This window comes from Actinomadura bangladeshensis, assembly GCF_004348335.1.
Lineage (GTDB): Bacteria > Actinomycetota > Actinomycetes > Streptosporangiales > Streptosporangiaceae > Spirillospora > Spirillospora bangladeshensis.
The window spans coordinates 1-20,687 of the sequence record NZ_SMJW01000149.1 but is presented as its reverse complement, the minus strand read 5'-3'; the positions used below and the strand labels follow the sequence as shown (position 1 = coordinate 20,687).

General features: G+C 66.7%; 18 protein-coding genes and 1 pseudogene. 8 read left to right on the top strand and 11 right to left on the bottom strand.

Annotation, left to right across the window (positions count from 1 at the left end; all coding sequences use genetic code 11):
• Both E1284_RS25640 and E1284_RS25635 read right to left on the bottom strand, forming a co-directional pair.
• The coding region (locus E1284_RS25640; protein ID WP_131942695.1) for an SAM-dependent methyltransferase at positions 1-782 on the bottom strand (782 nt) is incomplete at its 3' end.
• Between the two features lie 87 nt (positions 783-869).
• On the bottom strand, positions 870-2,129 hold the full coding sequence (locus tag E1284_RS25635) for a DUF5753 domain-containing protein (RefSeq protein WP_131942694.1): 1,260 nt from the start codon (positions 2,127-2,129) through the stop codon (positions 870-872).
• Between the two features lie 600 nt (positions 2,130-2,729).
• Between E1284_RS25635 and E1284_RS25630 the strand changes: the two genes are divergently transcribed.
• Positions 2,730-3,305 (top strand): hypothetical protein, encoded by a 576-nt coding sequence (locus tag E1284_RS25630; RefSeq protein ID WP_131942693.1) that lies wholly within the window; start codon positions 2,730-2,732, stop codon positions 3,303-3,305.
• Positions 3,306-4,152: 847 nt separating this feature from the next.
• Here the strand turns inward: E1284_RS25630 and E1284_RS44110 are convergent.
• On the bottom strand, positions 4,153-4,452 hold the full coding sequence (locus E1284_RS44110; protein ID WP_424923506.1) for a hypothetical protein: 300 nt from the start codon (positions 4,450-4,452) through the stop codon (positions 4,153-4,155).
• Between the two features lie 443 nt (positions 4,453-4,895).
• Between E1284_RS44110 and E1284_RS25625 the strand changes: the two genes are divergently transcribed.
• Genes E1284_RS25625 through E1284_RS25610 form a run of 4 tightly spaced genes read left to right on the top strand, consistent with a single transcriptional unit; the run spans position 4,896 to position 9,616 of the window.
• Complete coding sequence (locus tag E1284_RS25625) at positions 4,896-6,194, top strand: CHAT domain-containing protein (protein ID WP_131942692.1); 1,299 nt, start codon at positions 4,896-4,898, stop codon at positions 6,192-6,194.
• A 14-nt stretch (positions 6,195-6,208) separates the two neighbouring features.
• Positions 6,209-6,562: a hypothetical protein gene (locus E1284_RS25620; RefSeq protein ID WP_131942691.1), complete on the top strand. Its 354-nt coding sequence runs from the start codon at positions 6,209-6,211 to the stop codon at positions 6,560-6,562.
• A complete protein-coding gene (locus tag E1284_RS25615; protein ID WP_207923953.1) occupies positions 6,550-7,182 on the top strand; it encodes a hypothetical protein in 633 nt (210 codons plus the stop codon). The genes E1284_RS25620 and E1284_RS25615 overlap by 13 nt, the downstream gene beginning before the upstream one ends.
• A gap of 1 nt (position 7,183) precedes the next feature.
• Positions 7,184-9,616, top strand: coding sequence for a hypothetical protein (locus tag E1284_RS25610; RefSeq protein WP_131942690.1), 2,433 nt, complete (start codon positions 7,184-7,186; stop codon positions 9,614-9,616).
• An 87-nt stretch (positions 9,617-9,703) separates the two neighbouring features.
• Here the strand turns inward: E1284_RS25610 and E1284_RS25605 are convergent, their stop codons facing one another.
• From E1284_RS25605 to E1284_RS25590, 4 genes are all read right to left on the bottom strand, one after another.
• Entirely contained in the window at positions 9,704-9,970 is a 267-nt protein-coding gene (locus tag E1284_RS25605; RefSeq protein ID WP_165965431.1) for a transposase family protein, read from the bottom strand.
• A gap of 190 nt (positions 9,971-10,160) precedes the next feature.
• The gene (locus E1284_RS25600; protein ID WP_165965430.1) at positions 10,161-11,300 is read right to left on the bottom strand and encodes a site-specific integrase; all 1,140 of its coding nucleotides are present in this window, start codon (positions 11,298-11,300) and stop codon (positions 10,161-10,163) included.
• 680 nt (positions 11,301-11,980) lie between these two features.
• Positions 11,981-12,607 (bottom strand): GmrSD restriction endonuclease domain-containing protein, encoded by a 627-nt coding sequence (locus tag E1284_RS25595; protein WP_131942687.1) that lies wholly within the window; start codon positions 12,605-12,607, stop codon positions 11,981-11,983.
• 571 nt (positions 12,608-13,178) lie between these two features.
• The gene (locus E1284_RS25590) at positions 13,179-13,892 is read right to left on the bottom strand and encodes a hypothetical protein (protein WP_131942686.1); all 714 of its coding nucleotides are present in this window, start codon (positions 13,890-13,892) and stop codon (positions 13,179-13,181) included.
• A gap of 149 nt (positions 13,893-14,041) precedes the next feature.
• On the opposite strand from E1284_RS25590, the pseudogene E1284_RS44105 reads away from it, so the two are divergent.
• A pseudogene (locus tag E1284_RS44105) lies at positions 14,042-14,230 on the top strand (transposase); the annotation flags it as partial.
• A gap of 224 nt (positions 14,231-14,454) precedes the next feature.
• Here the strand turns inward: E1284_RS44105 and E1284_RS43230 are convergent.
• Entirely contained in the window at positions 14,455-15,027 is a 573-nt protein-coding gene (locus tag E1284_RS43230) for a hypothetical protein (RefSeq protein ID WP_243714748.1), read from the bottom strand.
• A complete protein-coding gene (locus E1284_RS44100; protein WP_165965429.1) occupies positions 14,990-15,487 on the bottom strand; it encodes a DNA/RNA non-specific endonuclease in 498 nt (165 codons plus the stop codon). The genes E1284_RS43230 and E1284_RS44100 overlap by 38 nt, the downstream gene beginning before the upstream one ends.
• Before the next feature lie 65 nt (positions 15,488-15,552).
• Here E1284_RS44100 and E1284_RS25575 point away from each other — a divergent pair, with 65 nt between their 5' ends.
• Entirely contained in the window at positions 15,553-17,400 is a 1,848-nt protein-coding gene (locus E1284_RS25575; protein WP_207923952.1) for a recombinase family protein, read from the top strand.
• Positions 17,401-17,413: 13 nt separating this feature from the next.
• Here the strand turns inward: E1284_RS25575 and E1284_RS25570 are convergent, their stop codons facing one another.
• On the bottom strand, positions 17,414-19,021 hold the full coding sequence (locus E1284_RS25570; RefSeq protein WP_131942683.1) for a recombinase family protein: 1,608 nt from the start codon (positions 19,019-19,021) through the stop codon (positions 17,414-17,416).
• Positions 19,022-19,628: 607 nt separating this feature from the next.
• On the opposite strand from E1284_RS25570, the gene E1284_RS25565 reads away from it, so the two are divergent.
• The gene (locus E1284_RS25565; protein ID WP_131942682.1) at positions 19,629-20,006 is read left to right on the top strand and encodes a hypothetical protein; all 378 of its coding nucleotides are present in this window, start codon (positions 19,629-19,631) and stop codon (positions 20,004-20,006) included.
• 183 nt (positions 20,007-20,189) lie between these two features.
• Here E1284_RS25565 and E1284_RS25560 read toward each other — a convergent pair whose 3' ends face one another.
• Positions 20,190-20,561, bottom strand: a complete 372-nt coding sequence (locus E1284_RS25560) for a pentapeptide repeat-containing protein (RefSeq protein ID WP_131942681.1) — start codon at positions 20,559-20,561, stop codon at positions 20,190-20,192.
• Positions 20,562-20,687 lie beyond the last annotated feature (126 nt).

Genomic DNA, 20,687 nt, shown 5'->3' with positions numbered 1-20,687 from the left:
GGAGAGGGGTCGGGGCGCCAGTGCGATATGGGCACGACTCCGGGATCGATGAGATCGAGGCCAGTAAAGAAGCCGCGGATCTGATCCGGGCTGCGGAGGTGGTAGGGGGTGGCGCCGGTGGCATCGTAGCCGTGCTGGGCGTCGATGAACGCCTGGTCGGTGGCGGTACCGTCGTAGAGGGCAAGGAAGCTGCCGGGCGGGAGTTCCTCCAGTAGTGCGGCGACGGTGGCGTGGGCGGCGTTGTCGGGGATGTGACCTATGACGCCCATCAGCATCAGCGCAATCGGCTGAAGGAAGTTCAGGAAATGGCGGGCGCCGGTGATGATCCGCTCGGGGTGACGCAGGTCGGAGCCGAGGTAATCCGCGGCGCCTTCGGGGCTGCTGTTCGCCAGCGCGCAGCCCAGGACCAGGACCAGTGGGTCGTTGTCGACGTAGACCACGCGGGCGTCGGGCGTGGCGCGCTGGGCGATCTGGTGGGTGTTGTCGTCAGCGGGCAGCCCGCTCCCGATGTCCAGGAACTGGCGGACTCCTTCGTCGGCGGTCAGGTAGGCGACGACGCGGCCGACGAAATCGCGGCCCGCTCGAGCCAGCGGGACGATCCCGGGGAAGGTACGCGCGTAGTCATCGCCGGCCTGCTGATCGACCGGGAAATGATCTTTACCGCCGACCCAGTAGTTCCAGACCCGCGCCGAATGGGGAACATCGGCATTGATGGAAGATCCACATCCATCGTCGGGGGGATTGTCGGGTTTGGGCCAGCATTTTCGGTCGTCGCTGAACATTGTGAGCCCTCGGTCTGCGGATGGATATCCCCTGGGTTGACATGACAGCAGACCGGGAGCTGGATTGCATCAGGCAGCGGGTCATGGCTAGAGCTGGCCATGCATGTGCAGCAGCCAGGTGACACTGTCGGGGGGCTTCAGGGCTCGGGCAGCGAGCCGGTGGAAGCGCAGCGAGAGCTCTTCGCTGGTCTGGGAGTCGTCGACGTAGTGGCCGTAATCATAATGCTCAAAGAAGGCGATGTCGGCCAGTGCGGTCTCCGGGAAGCGCATCAGGGTGAGCGGCCCGTCGGGGACGGCGCGTTCGGCGTCGGCGCCGCGCAGCAACTGGATGATGACGTGTGGGTAGGCGGCCATGGAGATCAGGTACTGGATCTGCTCGCGCAGTACCTCGGGCGGCGCCGCATGTTCGCCGAGGGCGCGCAGGTCGATCACGGCCCAGTAGGTCGGGGCGTCGGGGCGGTGCAGGATCTGCTGGCGGACCTGGCGCAGTTCGATGCGCCGGGCGAGTTCGTCGGCGCCGACGCCGGGCAGGTCCTGGGTGATGAGATGCCGGGCGTAGCCGGGGGCCTGCAGGAGTCCGGGAACGCGGTGCGGCGCGTACACGCGGATCAGTGACAGCAGGCGCTCCAGCGTGAGGTAGGGCCCGAACCAGTGGGGGACGACGGGACGGTAGTCGTGCCACCACACCTGCTTCTCCGCGCGGACGCGGGCCAGTAGTTCTCTCGCGGCCTGTCGGGGGCTCTGGCCTGTGGGCCGCTCACCTGTCACCGAGAAGAAGGGCGCTCCCGGTCCTACGCTGGCGGCCAGCGGGTCGCAGGAGGTCAGGCCGGTGCCGCGCCCGGATGCCTGATCGGGCCGACCCGCCGGCGCCTGGCACGGTGACGCCGACTCTTGCCGCGCATGCCGCCATTCGGGTGGCGCGGTGGATGCGGTGGCCGTGGGTCGAGGCTGGTGGAAGCTGTGGTCGAGTTCTTCCCAGGGCGTCATCGCCTGGATGTCGATACCGCGCTGCGCAGCGATGTGGTGCATCACCGCCCACAGGCTCGCCACCACCGGGAAGCGCAGCCGGCTCGTGTGCTTGCCGCGCATGACGTCGTTCGCGGTCGCGCGGGGGACCTGTTGGACCGTCACCCCGTACACCGTCCGGCCGGTCAATGCGGACGAAATGCGCTCAATCTCGGCGAATGGGGGTCTACCGGCTATATCGCGATCGCGATTCAGCAGGGCCACCACCGTGGAGTACCGCTCTCCCTGGTCACTTTTTGTCACATTCTGTCCGATCTTCTCCAGTCGCCCGCCCGCCTTGTCGTGACCATAGCGGTAGCGCGCCAGAGGATAGCGGGTCACATGACACACACCAGTCGAGCCAGTTGAGGATCACTCAACAGGCTGCGCGGCAGCGATATCAAGCGAATGACCGAATGGTCGGGATTCCCGGACACGGCTCGGATACTGGCCGGTATATCCGGGAACATCCGAGAACCACTGTTTAGGGGGCGTGGGCCTCCTTGCGGCCGTCAGGATGAACCATCCCCGCAGCCCCGGCCTAGCCCCCGGGCGAGTACGGGCACCTTATCCATCGCACCGAGGAGACCCGCCTTGTCCTGCCCTGCCTCGCCACTTCGCCGACTCATCGCCGCCTCCGACCCCGACGCCTCCCACCCGGCAGGCTCGGCGGTCACCGCTACAGGCGCCAGGTGCCTGGACGACGCGCGAGCCGCGCTGTCACTGATCACCATGCGGTCTCTCCAAACCGGCAGGACGCTGCCCGCAGCACTGCTTCAGGAGCTCACCACCGACCAGCTCATCGATTTCTGGGCCGACGAGTCCATGCTCGACTGATCCTCAGCCGCCCGCCGACGGGTAGCCCACCGCAGTGGACCACCGCTCGATCGGGCCCTTTCCTCAGTTCCGCAATCCCACCCACACTTCGAGCGAGAAGACATCATGCACACCACACTCATCGGCGTCGACATCCCCCGGTTCGGTGACCAGCGGCGCGACGCCGACGCCCAACGGCTCCTGCGCAAACAGCTGTACGAGCACCTGCAGAAGGCCTGCGAGATGTTCGGCCTGCCTTGGCAGAGTTGTCACCACGAGGACCGTGGGGACGGCGCCCTGATCATCATGCCGCCCGAGATACGCCCCGCCGGCATCCTGGATCCCCTCGCCCACCACCTCACTGCGCTGCTGCGCCGCTCCAACCGACTCGCCAACGACCTCGGGCGTCTCAGGCTACGGATGGCCGTCCACGTGGGCGAGGTACATCACGACGAGCATGGGGTTCTCGGCCAACCTCTGATACACCTGTTCCGGCTGTTGGAAGCCTCGGCCTTCAAACAGCGCCTGGAAGAGGCACCCGAAGCTGACCTGGCGATGCTGGTCTCCCAAGAGCTCTACCGGCACGCCGCCGCGACCGGGCTCATCAACCCCGCCGCCTACCGACCGATCAATATCAGGCACAAGGAGACCCGAGCCAGCGGCTACCTCTGGCTGCCCCCGACCTACAACACCGGGCACTGACTGGTGTCCACCGATGCCAGGCCTCAGGCTCAGCCGGCTGGCTCTGGGACGATCCGCCCTCATCACCGCTCAGAACCTGCGGGGTTCTGCCTGATCCCCACTACGCGGCACACTCCGGTCCTGCTCATCGCCAGATGAGCAGGACCGCAGCCTAGCGCCGCAGCCCCGAGCCAGCCCACCCACTGGATACCGGACCCTGACGGCACGCTTACGTCCGAATGGACGCGCGGGCCACACTGCACACGTCAAAGGCAGGACCATATGCGCCGCTCAAGGGTGGTCGCTGCTGCGCCCCTCACCCTCGCCGCCGTCTCTGCTGTCTGGAAGCATCAGGCGGCTGGCGGGGATCGGCTGGTGGAGCAGTTTCGCGGTACCGCCGGTCGTGGCACCAGCCGCCAGCAGCGATGCCCGTTTGTGAACGGCCCAGTCGACTTCGGCGGTACCCGGTGCGAGGCGGCATGCTCCACTTCGGCGGCGCCCCGTTCAAGGGAGGCAGGCGATACGTAGGCAGTGGTGCCCGATTCGAGGGCGGTATGTTCGACTTCGATCGAGTGACTGGGGTACTAAGAAAACCCCTCTGAGCTACAGCCTTCCGGATAGCCGAGCACGGCAGATTCACGCGAAGGATGATCATTTTCACGGCGCCTCCACCCGCGCTGGGGGCAGTCTTTTCAAGGTCTGAGTGGTCATGTCGACGTCCAAGGCGCCGTCGTCGGTTTCGCAGGACGCCCCGCATGTGCGGTAGCCGGTGAGGATGACCTTTCCCGATCGGTGGTGCGACGGGTGCACACCTCGAACTGGGCGGTGATGAAGCGGACGGTCTCCAGCAGGGGTACCGACCTGGGCCTTACCGTCGAGGTAGTTGTGCTCGCTCGCGTAGGCGAATACCAGCGCGGACACGGCGATCTTCGATGGCGATCGCCCTGCCGCTGTTCTCGGCGAGATCGATGCCGGGCCGTGAGCGCAGCTTCAGCTTCATGAGGGAGTCGGTGACGGGAGACCAGTGTGGGCCGAGCCGGACGCCGCCCGCGCCCGCGTCGCAGCCCCCCAGGCCAAGCAGCGCACGGCTGCCGACCGGCCCCGCTCGTGCCCACTGGCACCCACTGGCGCAGTGACCCTCGACCAAACCCGAGCACGTACTCGCCACCGAGCTAACCGCCGCGGTCTGGTCCGCGCACCCGACCCGCTGGCGCAGTCGAGCCGCCCGACGCGCCGCCGCCAAGCCCGCCCAAGGCACCGCACCCAAGGGCGACTCGCCGGGCCGCACCCGTCACCCCACGGCCGCCCCACAGCCGGGCAGGCGCTCCTCTCCCTGATCGGACACTTTCGTACCACGCACCGGCAATCGCAGAGCTGAGCTGAGCTGGGAGTTGTTCAATACGATTCTCATGAGCAAGATCTACACTCGCCAGAACTGCCGTCAGCGCCGCTTCAACATAACTAGGCGCCTATCCAGGCGACCACGGACCCTAGCGAAGTAGACTGACTGGATCAAATTTGTTACTTATTCTAGTTGGAACACCCCGGCTGGAGCACCGCCGCCAGGACTTCAGCCGACCGCACCCCGGCGATCAGAACTGGTGATGTGACATGCCCTCCGATGTCCCGGTCGACCTTTCCGGTGCGGTGGATCGACGGATGGCGTTGGCGCGGGAGTGGGACACTCTCGTCGAGCAGGTCCGCAGGCTTGACGGGTTTGTCGATTTTCTTCGGCCACCACGCCTGGAAACGCTACTGCCAGCGGCGTCCGACGGTCAGATCGCCATCGTCAACCTCAGCCAGTTGCGTTGCGACGCGTTGATCATTGGCACCGGCGGCGTGCGGGTTGTTGAACTGCCCCACCTGTCCGTTCAGACCGTCGTCGAGCAGGCCGTCGATCATCTTTGGGTGCTGCGGCAGGTGGACCTTGCTTTCCATGAACTGCAGGCGGCCTGGCAGCGCTACGGCGGCGGCGAACACGGCCCGGCCGCGATCCGGCGGTACACCGAGGCGAAACTGGCGTACCAGCGTGCCATCGACGACCGGGATCGCACGCTCGACGCGGCGTTGGCGTGGCTGTGGGACGAGATCGCCGATCCGGTTTTGACAGCGGCCGGTCTGGTCGGGTCGCCCGCGCCCGGACAGCGGTGGCCGCGGCTGTGGTGGTGCCCGACCGGAGCGTTGACCTTGCTGCCGCTGCACGCCGCCGGGTATCACGATGGAAGTGGACGGGCGGTCCTGGAACGGGCGGTGTCGTCCTATACGCCGACGCTGCGTGCTCTGCTGGAGGCGCGGCGGCCGCTCGACCCGGCGCCCGACGAGGAGCGCATGCTGATCGTCGCGCTGCCAGACACCCCTGACGCGGTGCCGCTCACCGATGTCGCACGCGAACGCGACCTGTTGACCTCGGTGTTCGCTGGCCGTAACACGTTGCTGGAGGGCGATTCGGCCACGGCGGACGCAGTGGGCGCCCAGTTGCCTCGGCATCGCTGGGCCCACTTCTGCTGCCACGGCGGCCAGGACCTCTTCGACCCGTCCCAGGGCGGCCTGCTGCTGCACGATCGCACATTAAGCATCGCCGAGATCAGCGCGCGAGGGCACAGCGGGGAGTTCGCGTTCCTGTCGGCGTGCATGACGGCTACCGGTGGGGTCGCTCTGTCCGACGAGGCGATCACTCTGGCCGCCGCGCTGCACTACACCGGATACCGGCAGGTGATCGGCACGCTGTGGTCGGTGTATGACGACGTGGCCGCCGACGTGGCCGCCGCGGTGTACGCCGATCTCACCGCGACCGGGCGGTTCGAGCCTGCCCGGTCCGCCGACGCTCTACATTGGGCGATCCGCAAATTGCGTGACGTCCGTCGGCTTCCGTCAAGCGCGTGGGCCCCGTTCACGCATACCGGTCCCTGATCACAGGAGTGTCCATGACCGCTGGCACGACGCCCGGTGAGTTGTTGCCCTACCTTGAGATCACTGACGAGGACTACGGTCGGCTTGCCGCTCGGCACTTCACCGTCGAGGAAGTCGGATCCGGCACGCTGATCCTTCGCGGCCCGTGCCCGCGCTGCCGAGCCCCGCTGGAGATTCCCATCGTCAGCAAGATCGTCCGTCACCGGTCCTTCGGCGGCTCGATGTGGCGGCGGTCGGGTCCGGTTCCGGCGGCGGATCAGGTCGAGCCAATGATGTGTACCTGCGAAGAGGAGCACGCCAACCGGCCGGACGGCCGCTACGGGTGCGGCGCCTACTGGACGGTGACCATTCCGGCGTGGCCTTCGTGAGCGGCATGCTGCGTCCCGGGCCCGGCCCCGCTACCCCGGCCGACTTGCTGCGCGCCCGGGAGCATGACCGCTTGCTGCGCTTGGAGTTAGCCCGGGTGCGCGAGGCGGCGGTGGCTTGGCGCAACGGCCTCGGCGGTCTGCTCGCCGCGCTCACCGGCTTCAGCCTGATCAAGGGCCGCGCCGACATCGGTCAGCTGGCCCCGGGGTGGGCCGTCGTGGTGGGTGTGCTGCTGCTGGTGGCGTTGCTCGCCGGTGCTGCTGGGGCGTTGCTGCTCATCCGCGCGGCCCACGGTCGGCCGACCCTTGCCTCGGCCGGAACCCTTCCGCCGGGCCGGGTGGCCGACCATCTCGAGGCGCTCGTCGCGGCGACGGTGTTGCGGCGGGGTGTCACATTGACCCTGGTCTGCGCGGCGTTCCTGGTCGCTGCGGTCGCCACGACCTGGTACGGCCCAGAGCGCGGTAAACCCGCCCTGCGGATCACCACACCTGGTGGCGTCGTGTGCGGCTCGGTCGTCCGTGTCGACCGCGGCACCCTTGTGCTCAAGACAGCGGCCGGCGAGATCGCCACAGACCTGACCACCGCGTCAGCGGTTCAGGCGGTCAGCACCTGCGGGGGATGACATGTTCGACGAGCGACTGATGGCCTTCGCACGACGGCTCGACGCATTTCAGTTCCAAGGCGATCGGTCTGCTGTGCTGGCCCCCCAAGCGGTAGCCGAGGCCAAGCAACTCTGGGAAGACAACCAGGGGCCCAACGGCGATGTTCCGGTGGAAGTTGTGTTCGTTGTCGCCACGCTGTACTGGCTACGGCACCAAGCGCGGCCAGGCCATGGCGACGACGATCTACGCATCGCGGTGGACCTGTTCACCGCTCTGTACAAGGCGGCGCCCCAGTTGGTCCCGTACGAGGTCACCCGGTTGCTGATTGACCGTGTGCCGCACCTGCGGCAGGCCACGGAGGCGATGGACATTCTGAGCGGCCTGAACTCCTCCGACGATCCGGACGCGCTCATGCGCGCGATCTCCCTGCTGCAGCACGCGGTTCCCAGCTACGTCCCGCACGATCCCCTCCGGGCCATCGCCCTGTTCAACCTCGGCACCGCCCTGCGCATGCGGTTCAACCGCCACGGCGACACGGACTCGCTGCGCACGGCCGCCGAGTCGTTTCGCGAGGCCGCTGCCGTGCCGCTGCCCGAGCATTTCCCGCGCCCCGACGATCTGTCGACCAGATACGCCACCACGCTGGCCGTGCTGGCCGAGGCGACCACGAACCTGACCGATCTCGACGCGGCGATCGAGGCCAACGAGACGCTGGCGGCCACCGAAGGCGCCGACCGGGTCAGGTGGATGTCGGGGCTGTGCAACCTGCTGCGCATCCGCTTCGAATGGACCGGCGACCGCGCGGCCTTGGCCAGGGCCGTGCGGTTCGGCCGAGCTGCGGTCGACGCGGCCGCGCCCGACGATCCCGAGCGGGCCAGTTGCCTGTCGCATCTGAGCGGTGCCCTGAGCTCTGTGGCCGAACTCGACCGTGACACCAATGCGATGGCCGAGGCCGTACGGTTGTCCCGGGCGGCGGTCGAGCTGGCGCCGGGGGATGCGAGCTTGCTGTCGAACTTGAGTGCCACGCTGGTGGGCTTCTTCACCTCGTCGGAGAAGCCCGACGTCGACGAGGCCATCGACGCGGCGCAACGCGCGGTCGACAACGCCGACGACGACCGAGTCCGCTCCGTGGCGTTGTCCAACCTAGCTGGCGCGCTGCGCATTCGTTACCGGCAACTCGGCCAGCTCGACGATCTGAGCCGGGCAATCGACGCGCTGCTTGCCGCGCAGGCCGCCGCGGGGACCGCCGCCACACGCGTGCCCGTGCTGAGCAACTTGGGCAACGCCTACAAGCACAGGTTCGGCCGCACGGGCGACGCTGCTGACCTTGACGGCGCGATCCGGGCGCTGAGGTCGGCGGCCGGGCTGCTCCCCGAGGGGCACACCGCCCGGATGAGGGCCATCGGCGGCCTCAGCGACGCGCTGTGCGCCCGGTTCGAGCTGCGCCGCCGAGCCGCCGATATCGATCTCGCGATCCAACTCGCGCGCGACGCTGTGACGTCAGTCGGCCCGGACAACGCGACCGCCGCCTTGTTCAACAGCCTCGGAAACGCGCTGGCGTCGCGGGCGCTGTACACCGCGTCATCCGACAACGGCGCTGCGGATCTCGACGAGGCCGTCGGCTGCTTCCAGGCCGCCCTGGACCGGTCACCTGATGCGAAGGCCGCGATGGTGGCCAACCTCGGGGCGGCGTTGTCGTCCCGGTTCCACGCCACCCGGCAGCAGGCGGACCTGACCGCCGCGATCGACCACATGAACACGGCACTCACACTGTTCGGCCCACACGATCCGAAGCGGAGCTACCTGCAGAGCAACCTCGGCAACTGCTATCGCATCAGATTCGCGTGGTCCCACGATCCCGACGACCTCGAACGGGCGGCCGCGCTCATCAGGGAGGCCGCCGACCACGTGCCGGACAACGATCCGTGGCGATTCAGTGTCCTATCGAACCTGGGCCATGTGCACGAGACGCTCATGCAGGAACACGGGAGAGCCGACGACAATGCGATCCGGGCGGTGTCGGCCTGGCGCGCAGCCGCCGGCTTGCGGATCGCGACCCCGGCCCAGCGCTTCGAGGCGGCACAGAACTGGGCGGCCCTGGCCGCATCCCTGCCCGGCCAGGAGGCGCTTGCCGCCGACGGGTACGCAGCGGCCGTGGACCTGCTTCCGATGGTCGCCTGGCACGGGCTGGAACGCAACCACCGGGAAAGCCTGCTGACCCGCTCAACCGGCCTGGCCAGCGACGCCGCCGCGACCGCCCTGCTGGCCGGCCGATCGAACCAGAGCGTCGACCTCCTCGAGCACGGCCGAGCCGTCCAATGGACGCAGGCCCTCCAGCTACGTGCCGACCTCGCCGCCTTGCATGCGGCGGCACCCGAACTCGCCGCCCGCCTCGATGTGGTGCGGCAGGAACTGGACCAGCCGCCCGTGGAAATCGAGGCACCGAGTTGGTAACACCGAATCTTTTTCCAACGTGCGTTGAGCCCATGGTTTTGGAGGACATGGATGGCCTTGGCCAGGTGACCGGCTCGGTGCGGGACGTCACTTGGTGAGGGTCTTCCAGTTCTTGAATCGGGCGTTGGCTCGTTCGCCCGGTGCGCAGAGCTTGGCGTAGGCGCGGTTGCGTCCTTGCATGACTCGGGCTTGTTCTTGCCCCTGTAGGGGCGTCTTGATGTGCGGGCCGGCTCCCACATAGCCCTTGTCGGCCAGCACCAAGACCCCGGAGGCGGCCAGTTTGCGGACCAGGCCCCAGATGCGGGCGGCCTTGAGGTCGTGGACGGAGCCGGGCAGCGGCCCCGACACCCACACGATGGTCCTGTCCGGAGAGGCGATGGCCGGAGGTTCATGCCGTGCTTCCTGTGACTGCCGGAACAGAAGGCCGGTCGGCCCTCACTCGGTCGATCGGGATGCTCGTGCCGTCCAAGACGAGGTAGAGCAGGCCGTCCCCGTTGGCTTTGCCAGTGCCCGGCCTAGTCTGGATGTTCGTACCGACAGCAGGTCAGGCGGATGCGTTCAGCTGGCCGGTGAAGATGGCTTGCATCCGTTCGGCGCCGTCTTCGATCGTGGGCCGGAGTTGATGCCGGTACACGGTTTCGGTGACTGCGGTGCTGCGGTGTCCGATCAGGTCGCTGATCTTCTGGGTTGCGAGCCCGTCGTGGCTGAGGAGCGAGACGAACGTATGACGCAGCTCCCGCGGGCACCAGGACTCCCCCAGGCCTGCCGCCCGCGTCATCGCCCGGAAGCGCTCGCGGACCTGCGCGGCGGTCAGCGCTGTGCCGTCCGGATGGGCGAACACCAGCCCGCCTTCCTGGTAGGCGGTGCCGGCAGTGCGTTTGTCGGCGGCCTGGATGGTCTGGGCGGTGATCAGGGCGTGCACGGCGAGGTCGGCCAGCCGCAGCCCGCGCCGGCTGCCGGGGGTTTTGGTGTCGCCGCCGAACCGGTCCGACCGGGTGACCAGGACGGTCCCGGCGTCTAGATTGACTTGGTGCCAGTGCAGCGCCCGTAGTTCCTCGGTGCGCAGGCCCGTCAGCAGTCCCACCGCCACATAAGGGCCCAGCCGGTGCCCGCCGTACAACGCCTGCTCCAGCAGCGCGGCCGCTTGGTCACGTGTGAGTGAGCGTGAGCGCCGTCCGGGCCGGCCGTGTGGGGTGTCTATGAGTTCGGCGACGTTCCTGGCGACCTTGTCGTGCCGTTGCGCGCGCCGCAGCGCCCGTCTCAGCAGCCCGTGCAGGATCCGCAGGGTGCTGGTGGTCAGGGTTTCGGCCCGGCCGGACAGCCACTGCTCGACCTGGTCGGCCGACAAGGCCCGCACCGGCACCCGCCCGAGCTGGGGGGCCAGGTGCAGATCGATCAGTGTGCGGTAGGTCTGCACCGTAGTGTCCGCCAGTCCCCTACCGGCCAGCGCCTTCAGCAGGTCCGCGGCGGCGGTCTGCACGGTGTAGTGGCGTTCGGCGCGGACCCCGCCGGCCAGGTCCTCGGCCGCTTGAACCAGCTTGCGCATCAGCGCCCGCTGGGTCGGCGCCTTGCGCTTCAACCGGCACCGTCGCCCGTCCGCCCGGAGTCCCAGCGAGATCGCCCCCGTCCAGCTCTCCCTCTCCCGGTAGATCGACGCCCGGTACTCCCCCACCCACACCCGCATGACCGTCCTCGCACCAAGGACCCCCGGACCACACCCTGACCCACCACGCGGTCTCAGGACCACCCGGCCGCTGAGACGTCCCCCAACGTCCCAACCCCCTATCGCGCAAGAATCGTGTCGCCGGCCTCGGCCAGCAGCGCCTGACCTGGCACAGGAGGGAGCGAACACACCCACTCTCAACACCAGCCGCCTCGACCACGCAGACCCTCGGCCGAGCACCGTCCCCCCAGAGCCACCCCATCGTGAGTCGTCCGGCATGACGAAGTCATCCAGGCGCCCCTAAGGCGGCGGAGAAGACCAGCGCCGGCTGCACAGTTCACCGCCAAGCACCAGCAGCCGCGATGACAGGCCGTCATCGCGTCCACGGCCGGAGCAGCGACAGCGATGACGGCCCTGAGCAGCGGTGTCGCCGAACGGCTTGAACAACTTTGCGGGACTCGTTGGGCAGCGTGCCCAGCGCCCACCTTCTACCCGCGGGGACAGGGAGTCTCCCCCGGTATCCTGGGCGGTAAGACCGCGAGCCTGCGGGCGAGCAGCGCCAACGGGGCGAGGGACCCGTGGTGGCCTTGCGCAAGCGCCGGTACCGGCTCGATCGTGTTCATGCCGCGACGCTAAATCGCTGCGGCCACGGCCCGCAGTAGAGCCGGATTCTGTGGATAACCCTTCCACCGGCTCAGGTGTCAGCAAGTGCCGAGCAGGCGGGTGAGCGCCCTCTTCTCCGCCGGGTCGACCGTGAGGCGGTAGCGGTACTTCACATCGATCCACGATCTGGCGTACCTGCACCGGAACCCGGCGAGCGGCGGTGTCCACTCGGCCGGGTCCTTGTCGCCCTTGGCCTGGTTGAGGTTGTCGGTGACCGCCCACAACTGCGGGGAGTCCAAGTCGTTGGCGAACGCCCGGCGCCGCGAGGTCGTCCACGCCGCGGCACCCGACCGCCACGCCTCGGCGAGCGGGACCATGTGGTCGATGTCCAGATCGGACGCGCGGGTCCAGGCGGCACCGTCGTAGGGGCTGCGCCACATGCCCGACACCGCAGCACACGACGAGTTGGTCTTGACGTTCACTCCATCGCGTTTGAGGACGGTCTCACGGGTGTTGCAGGTCCCGGAGACGGTGACCCAATGCGGAAACTTGTCCCGGTCGTAGCCGCTGCCAGACCCTTCGGCGGCGACGGTGAGGACAGCGAGATGCCGGTATGCCGTGCCCGCACCAGGCGGGGGCGGCGGGACGGCTTCAGCCGCCGGGACCAGAGCCGCCGTGCTCGCGACGGCAGCGGTGACAACGGCCAGGACAGCGAGGCGGCGCATACAACTCCGATCGGACGCGGCGGTGAACACCGCGAGTGTCCTGCGGCACGCGGCGGACACGCCCGAGAACCAAGACCTGCCTGCCCCCGCAGGCACAGGTCTGTCACCCTGCTGAAGCTCATGACGCGCTCACAGAACGCGTCGACGGGGTGCTCCATCGCTTCGACACGGGAATCGAGGCTGCAGTCATCAAGCGCATCGGGCGGAGTGCTGTTGGGCACCGCGGCCAGCACCAGGGGGAACATCGTGAATGAGTACTTCACGGGCTGGGAATAGACCGGCGCCGAGGCACCGGCGCCACAACGCCGTGAAGCCGGATTCTCTCGGGACGCGGTCGGCTGACTGGCCATGAGGCAGCAGATTAACGGCAGCATGCCCGGCCGCAACCTCCACCATTACGGGACAGCGTTCAGCCAGACGGCCCACCGGCGGTGGTCAAGGCCTGAGAAGTGTCGTGCCGCTCAGCCGCCGATATAAGCACCTGGCCATTCACCTTCGCGCGGCCAAACGCGGCCTTGGCAGGGCCTCAGCTGTCAACTCTTCAGCGAGGGCGCTCGTACCCGTGGCGTCTTCAGGATCTGGGCGGGGCTGGGGACGCGTGAGCGAAGCAACTGCTCCGCGGCACCGGGGCCAGGTCCCGGCACATGACGTTCAGCAACTCCAGCTCTTCCTGATAAAGCGCCCGCGCCTGCTCGGTGCAGTGAAGAACTTTGGCTCCCGTGCAGTCGAGTTCGTCCGAGGGCGCCGAGTTGGCCTCACTGCGCAGCAGGACCAGTGTTAGCCTTACTCTCGTCGCAATCTGCCAGGCCGGCTCGCTGGCAAAGATGCCCATCTGTGTGAACTGCCGCTGAAATCCGGGGCAGATCGTGGTGGGCTCCCACGCCGCATCCCGATCCCGCTTGGCTACTCTGCCCTTGGCAGGATTATCGGCGATGTCCACGATCTTGGCGTGACAGCGAGAGATTTCCTCACTGAACTTAGTATAGATCTCAAGACGCTTGTCCATCGCGAGGCGCTTACGCTCCTCGGTTATCTGATTCTTCTGCTGACTGGCCGTGGCGTCCCTAGCCATTTGCGCACTGGCCCACACACCCATCAGTGCGATGATTGCAGCAAGAAGCACCCCTGCCAGACTGATCACCGAGACGAGTACCGGCCGGCCTGGGTCCTTGCCTCCGCCTGCTTCTGGTGGACCGTCCTCCGTGGCCTGAGTACCGCTGCTCTGTACGTTTCCCGACGCACCAGAGGTCTCATCAGCGCTCACCATACCGATGAGACGTGCCACGCGGCCCACCGGTTGACCGGCCCCACCCGGGCCTGGCCACGTCCAGGCGAGTGGTGCACGAAGTCAACGTGCTGCCGGCCAGGCTCAGCGAAATCAGCGAGACGGGAGATAGCCTGCCCCGCGGCTACCCGGGTCCGCCATAATTCGACCTGCCGCAATCCAGGCACTGCCGGGGAAGCACGCTCCTGGCCGCAGTCATCGTCGCCGAGATCGATGATGTTAGCCGGTTCAACCGGCCCCAGCCGTTGGGCTCATGGGCGGGGCTGACCCAGCGGCACCGCGAATCCGACCTCAAGGTGTCCCGCGGGCATGTCACCATACAGGGTTCCCCGATCTTGCGGTGGCACTGGTCAAGGCTGTCCAGCGAGTTCCCACGACTTCGCCGATCGGCCAGATCAGGTCATCACCCACCGCGGCATCGCCTTTCGGGCGCTCCTTCTTGCCCCACCTCCGATCCGGCACGCCCACAATCGCCCCGGAACCGGAGAAAAGCGGGCTCCAAGTGCAGAAACGTCACCACTCGCCGCGAGTTGGCCGGCGCCGCTGCTTCATGCATGAAGGCTTACCCTTCTATCTCCTCTACGGCAAAAGAGGATGGCCAGCCCTCTGGAAGAAGTGGACAACGCACGCTTCCTTCGAGAATGCCGACAAGGAAATCCAGCAACCCGCCATGGAAGTGCCAGAAGTTTCCGTTCTCGATCACTATCGTCCATTTTTCTGGATCCGGATCCGTCAGCCACATGCAATGATCAGCATTGTACGTGTTACCCCACATCAACAGTCCACCGGGTTCCGGATAGACCGGGAAGGCGGGGCGCTTCGACCATTGCCCTTGATCGTCAAGCAATGTCATTTCCGAGAAATTGAGCTTCCGTTGACGCAGAAACTCCAATTCGTCCTTCGCTCCCTGAATAGTGGCGCGAGGTTCCCATAGACCTGAATTTACCCAGGTCAGGAGACCATCAAAGTGAAGGCTAGAGTATCTAGCGCAGAGCTCCCTGTGGTCGGCTGGGAACGTCAGGCCCATTCCGCTCTCGAGCGTACGCCAGTCCACCGCCGGGGGGCGCTTCCGCGGCGGGCCTATCAATGCTTCGAGGTCAGCAACTTCCATTCTTATTTTGCCGATCCGTTCCATTTGCCCTGGTCGTAATGCACCGGTCAAAGTATAGCTGACTTGGCATGCCGTTTCTATAAACCCTGCTTCCCCGCATGTGGATCTCGATAGGCCTCTTTTGTCTGCCCCGATAGATCAGCGTGACTCGATAATCCACGATCTGCTTATTACCTTCGACAGCCCCTTTCATTTTCTCTTCCCAGTACCCCATGTAGGAGTTGTCCGTAGGCTCCTGTAGGCACGTGAAGAGATTTTGTTCCCTGTTATCATACCTGCCATCGCCACCTAGACTGTTGGCCCGGAGGTGACATTTTGCCCATTTGTGCTGACGACTGCCGTCCCCAAGGGAATTCTTCTTTGGCCATCCGGGTGGCTCGTATGGCGTTCTCGAATCCGAGCCTCCTTCGAGTTGCTGATCGCTGCAAAATTTCACGTAGATGTAGCTCCATCGCTCCAGTGCGGGAAAAGACGCTGTATCCATCAAGCGCATCGGACGGGCGACCAAGGAACGCTGCGCGCCACGTCCCACAACAGGGGGGGAACATCGTGAACGCGGACGTCGCAGTCTGGGACCAGACCGATACCGAGACACCGGCGCGACAACACCGTGAAGACCACCGGGTCGAGGGCGAAGCACGGATGGCGAGGACACCAGCGCGGGTTCGGTTCGCCTTCTACGGGCGCGTGTCCACCGAGGACCACCAGGACCCCGCCGCGTCGCGGGCATGGCAGCTCCGCCGCGCTCATGGACTCATCGACCCGGCGGGCGGCACGGTCGTCGCCGAGTTCTTCGACGTCGACAAGTCCCGGTCAGTGCCGTGGCAGCGCCGCCCGCAAGCCTCAGCGCTGCTCGGCGACCTCAGGAAGCCCGCACGAGGGTTCGATGCCGTTGTCGTGGGAGAGCCGCACCGCGCGTTCTACGGCAACCAGTACTCGCTGACGTTCCCGCTTTTCGAGCACTTTGGTGTGCCGTTGTGGGTTCCCGAGGTCGGTGGGCCGATCGACCCGGCCAACGAGGCCCACGACATGATCATGGGAGTGTTCGGCGGCCTGTCCAAGGGCGAACGCAACCGGATCAAGATCCGTGTGCGTTCCGCGATGGCGGCGATCACCGCGACCGAGGGACGGTTCCTGGGCGGGCGTCCGCCCTACGGGTACAGGCTCGTGGACGCCGGCCCCCACCCCAACCCCGCCAAGGCGGCCGACGGCAAGCGCATACAGCGCCTGGTCGTCGACGAGATGGCGGCCACGGTCGTGCAGCGGATCTTCGCCGAGTTCGTCGGCCTTGCCGGGTTCCGCGAGCGGGGGTACCACTCCATCGCCGAAGGACTCAACCGCGACGGTATCCCCTGCCCGTCCGCCCACGACCCCACACGCAACCGACACCGATCGGGTGCCGCCTGGTCCAAACCGACCGTCCGCACCATCCTGCAGAACCCGCGCTACACCGGCTACCAAGTGTGGAACAAACAGCGCAAGGACGAAGTCCTCCTCGACGTCGACGACATCGCGCTCGGGCACACCACCAAACTGCGATGGAACCCGCGAGACACCTGGGTGTTCTCCGAGAACATCGTCCACCCCGTCATCATCGACATGAACGTCTTCGAACGCGCCCAACACAAACTCGCCCACGCCCCCCGGGCACACCAGCCGAGGCACCGCTCCAGCACACGCTGCTACCCGCTGAAGGGGGTGGTGTGGTGCGGGATCTGCGGCCGGAAGATGCACGCCCACTACAGCAACGCCACGAACTACTACCGGTGCCGGCCACCCAAACAAGACCAGCACGCCACCGGGCTCACCCACCCCCACGGCGTCTACGTTCGTGAAGACCGGCTCCTGCCCGACCTGGACCGCTGGCTGAATGCTGTCCTGGCACCCCACCGGATCACCCGAGCGGTCACAGCGATGCACCCGGCACCAGCACTGGCGGCGGTGACACACGCGGTGCCGGAAGCCGCGGGGAGCGAGGTCGCAGCGCCCCTGTCCAGGCTCGCGCGCCATCCGGCCGCGCCGGAGGCCGGCGATGATGCCCCTGCGGCTGCACCACAGGTCACCGACACCGGAACGACCGCAGCGGAGAAGACGGCAAGCGGCGTGAGGGCACCAGGAGCAGCAGCCTTGAGCGAGGACGAGGCCGCCGACCTGGTGCGGCGAGTCGACGCACTGCGGTCGGCGATCGCCGACGCCGATCCGCGTGCCAGGGAACGGCTGTACGAGCGGCTCGGCCTCAAGGTGACCTACCATCCAGGATGCGACGTGGTCCAGGTCGAGATCGACTTCGATCCATCGCACGCCGCCAGCCCGGGATTCAGTCCCGCTGCCTGTGCTCCGATACCGGCAGCATCTGCCCCCTTCAAAGCGTCGGCCGTCTGGCCCCTAGCGAGATAGGGAGGGCGGAAGCTCACCTGCTGGTGAGGGTGATCTGGAAGTGACAGGTTCTGCTGCGCTGGTCGAAGTCGATCCTCAGGCGCACGGCCTCGAACAGTCGTCGCCGGTCCGCATCGGGCACCAGGCCGAGGTCGATACGGCTGGATGGCAGCGTGGCGAGCAGCCCTGGTTGTGGCGCATGCTGGTCTTGCTCCGGCGCCGTGTGTTGGGAAGTGAGGCTGGCACGGTCGCTGGTCAGCTCAGTCGACCGGAGGCGGGCTGCGGCGCCCGCCGGCGCGGGATCTGGGTGTCGGCGGTGCGGGCCGAAGACGTGGTCGGCGAAGAAGTCCGACAGCTCGGCGATGATCAGGTCTTCGCGGAGCCTGATGGTATTGGGATGGCCCTCGGGCGTGCGCTCCTTGGGCGGGGCGCAGGCGTAGTAGACGGTGCCGCGGGGAGCCTTGCCGCTCATCCGCCGGCCGCACCAGGCGCAGAACAGGAAGGAGCGAAGGCTGTAGCTGCGCTTGGCGTTCGGGTGGGAGCTGACGCCGCCGGCGTTACGGGAGCTCTGACGGATCGCGGCGACCTTCTGGGCCTCGATGAAGCAGTCCTTGGTCACCAAGGGTTCATGGGTCGGGGTGCTGGACCACACCCACGCCTCGGGCGGGTTGGCTCTGCCGTTGCCGGTCTTGGTGGCACGGCGGTTCCACACCATGTAGCCGGTGTGCTTGGGGTTGGTGAGGATGTCGCGGACCGACGACTGCGTCCAGTGCCCAACCGTGCGTCTGCGGTCGACCGGGACCGGCGTCGGGTAGCGGTCCAGGTCGTGGTTGAGCCGCTCGGCGAGGGCCTTGTAACCCAGCCGTTCGGCCACACGCCAGGCGAACAACTGGGTCACCACCGGCCCGCGGACCGGGTCTGGGCGGAGCCGGTGCTTGCAGGCGCCTTCGGCTCTGCGGGCGGGCACCGGGTGCGGGATCGTGTCCGCGATGTAGCCGTAGGGCGGTTTGCCGATGTTGTAGCCCTGCTCGGTGTGGGTCTCCAGCCCTCCCCACGACTCCTCCAGCAGTTCAAGGACGTACCACTCGGCAACGCTCTGTTTCACCCGCCGCGTCAGGATCTGAGTCGCGCGCCTGCGGTTGGAGGTGAACGGCTCGTCGGCCGCCAGCAGCGCCACGCCCGCCTCTTCTAGGCGGTACTCGATGAGGGTGCCGACGTAGGTGCGGCGAGCGATCCGCCCGATCGACTCGCAGATCACCGCGTCGAACCCGCGGCGTGGGCTCGACGCATCCTCCAGCAGATCCTGGATGCCTCCGTCGCGCGGGACCGGGATGGCGAGACGCTCATGCCCATGGCCTCGGCCGCGCTCATCCAGGGCTTTGCGGCCAGACTCGATGTCGTAGTAGTACGCGACGATGACGGCGTGGTCAGGCAGGACGGCACGGCAACTGCCGACCTGCCGGGGGATGGACAGCGTCGGGTCCTGCCGGTCCTCGGTCGACGTGCGCCCGACGAACGCGACACGCAACGGCCCTGAGAGGAGCCCTTCACCACCGAGCTCTGTCAGCCTCCCTCGGCGTTCCCGCCGTCTGCCGCTCGCGAAGATGTCGAGCGGGAGGGGTGCTGTTGCCCGTTCGCCCATTCCACCACCTCTTTGATCACTCGTGTCTGCGCGCGCTCGAGATGGTCAGCCAGATCGCCTTCGGCGACGGCGATCGTCCACTCGAACCGCAGACCCTCGCCAGCCACGGCACGCCGTCCCGCTGCCGTAACAGGAACGGAGCACGGCTCCCCTGTGCTGGGGGATTCGTCACGACCCGGATCACTAGCGCTTCTCATCGCCTCCCGCTCTCAGGAGTTCCTGGAGTGAGATAATGCCGCGTCTCTAGAACCTCGAGGCGCGGGGTCCTCCATGACCGCACGACACCAAATCACTTCCAAGTATTTACCCGCTCATGCAGCACGCGAATACCCTCCACTACTTCCAAAGTGTCATGGAAATCGCTCGAGCAAGCCCGCTGGCAAAATCAAGCACGCCACAAAAGAATACGCACATGCGATTGCAGATCATCTCAAACGCAACTCATCACGCAAATGCGCTACCGCCTCAGATCGTGCCGTATATCAGTGTTTGCGAGCATTCGTCCCCGCTGGGTCGAGTTGTCAACGGTTACATGAGATAGCGCAGACACGCCAGCAACTGTAGGTGACGGGCTGTTGCATCTGCCGGGCGCAATCATCAGTGAACTATGAATGCCTCTGGACTGGTCGCCCGTGACGAGTTCCCTCTGGACTTCGATGTGCCGGTTCCGTTGTGCCATGCCTCGATCGAGTTGTCCGACAGCGAACTTGCCGAACTGGTCCGTCTTCCCTGGCGCCACGGCCGGCTGTGTGTGATCAACGGCCCGGAACCGGTCCTGCGCTGCACTCACGAGCACCAACATCCTGGAAGGCACGTCGCCTTCGGTGCGGAGAGTGGCGGGTTCGTCGTCTGGGTGGCCTGGGACGACTACCGCAGCAGCCGCATATTCCTCGCCGGCTACTGCCAACGCAAGTCCCGCTCAGGTGGCCTCTGCGTCCTGCCAGACCGGCATGCCGGTCGCCACGCCATCGGCGGCGGGAACTGAGCACACGATCCACCCATGGGCGTGGCTGTCGGAATCGATCGACGGCACAAGACGTCGAACGTGGCTCGATGGTTGACATCGATCTGCTACCAAGGCCGCCCGGGACCTGGGCGACACCAGCTGGACCATCGAGCAGGCCTGTGACGCCGCGGCCGTGCGCGCTGCCACCAATCGGTGCTGCTGTTAGCGGTGGCCGAACTGGGTGTCGCTGCTGAACGTGGCCTTCTGCCTGATCAAGTTGGTCTTGGTCATCCCCGTATCTCGTAGGTTCGCGCCGCTGAGGTCCGCGCCGCTCAGATTGGCGCCGTTCAGTTCCGCGCTGCTCAGGTCGGTGTAAGACAGGTCCGCCCTTGCCAGGTTTGCATCGACCAGGCCCGCGCCGTGCAGATCCGCACTGCCTAACTTCGCATCGGTGAGGTTCGAGCAGGTCAAGGATGTGCCTCCGGTCAAGTTCGCGGTGGTCAGGTCCGCGCCGGTCAAGTTCGCATCGGCCAGGCCCGTACCGATCAAGGTCGTACCGATCAAGGTTGCGTGGGACAGATCCGAATGATCCATGAGCTAATTCCAACCTCATTTGGCCTGGTGGTGCAGGGTGAGGATGGCTTGGACGATGGCGGTCAGGCGGCTTGGTGAGCAGCGGGCCTTCCGGAGAATGTGCCAGTGCTTGAGTGTCGCGGCGCC

Excerpts from the sequence above, each read along its gene's own strand:
- E1284_RS43230 (WP_243714748.1), bottom strand. The coding sequence starts at position 15,027 with ATGGAACGGATCGGCAAAATAAGAATGGAAGTTGCTGACCTCGAAGCA.
- E1284_RS25620 (WP_131942691.1), top strand. The coding sequence starts at position 6,209 with ATGACCGCTGGCACGACGCCCGGTGAGTTGTTGCCCTACCTTGAGATC.
- E1284_RS44100 (WP_165965429.1), bottom strand. The coding sequence starts at position 15,487 with ATGGATACAGCGTCTTTTCCCGCACTGGAGCGATGGAGCTACATCTAC.
- E1284_RS25570 (WP_131942683.1), bottom strand. The coding sequence starts at position 19,021 with ATGGGCGAACGGGCAACAGCACCCCTCCCGCTCGACATCTTCGCGAGC.
- E1284_RS25610 (WP_131942690.1), top strand. The coding sequence starts at position 7,184 with ATGTTCGACGAGCGACTGATGGCCTTCGCACGACGGCTCGACGCATTT.
- E1284_RS25600 (WP_165965430.1), bottom strand. The coding sequence starts at position 11,300 with ATGCGGGTGTGGGTGGGGGAGTACCGGGCGTCGATCTACCGGGAGAGG.
- E1284_RS25625 (WP_131942692.1), top strand. The coding sequence starts at position 4,896 with ATGCCCTCCGATGTCCCGGTCGACCTTTCCGGTGCGGTGGATCGACGG.
- E1284_RS25565 (WP_131942682.1), top strand. The coding sequence starts at position 19,629 with ATGAATGCCTCTGGACTGGTCGCCCGTGACGAGTTCCCTCTGGACTTC.
- E1284_RS25595 (WP_131942687.1), bottom strand. The coding sequence starts at position 12,607 with ATGCGCCGCCTCGCTGTCCTGGCCGTTGTCACCGCTGCCGTCGCGAGC.
- E1284_RS25630 (WP_131942693.1), top strand. The coding sequence starts at position 2,730 with ATGCACACCACACTCATCGGCGTCGACATCCCCCGGTTCGGTGACCAG.
- E1284_RS25560 (WP_131942681.1), bottom strand. The coding sequence starts at position 20,561 with ATGGATCATTCGGATCTGTCCCACGCAACCTTGATCGGTACGACCTTG.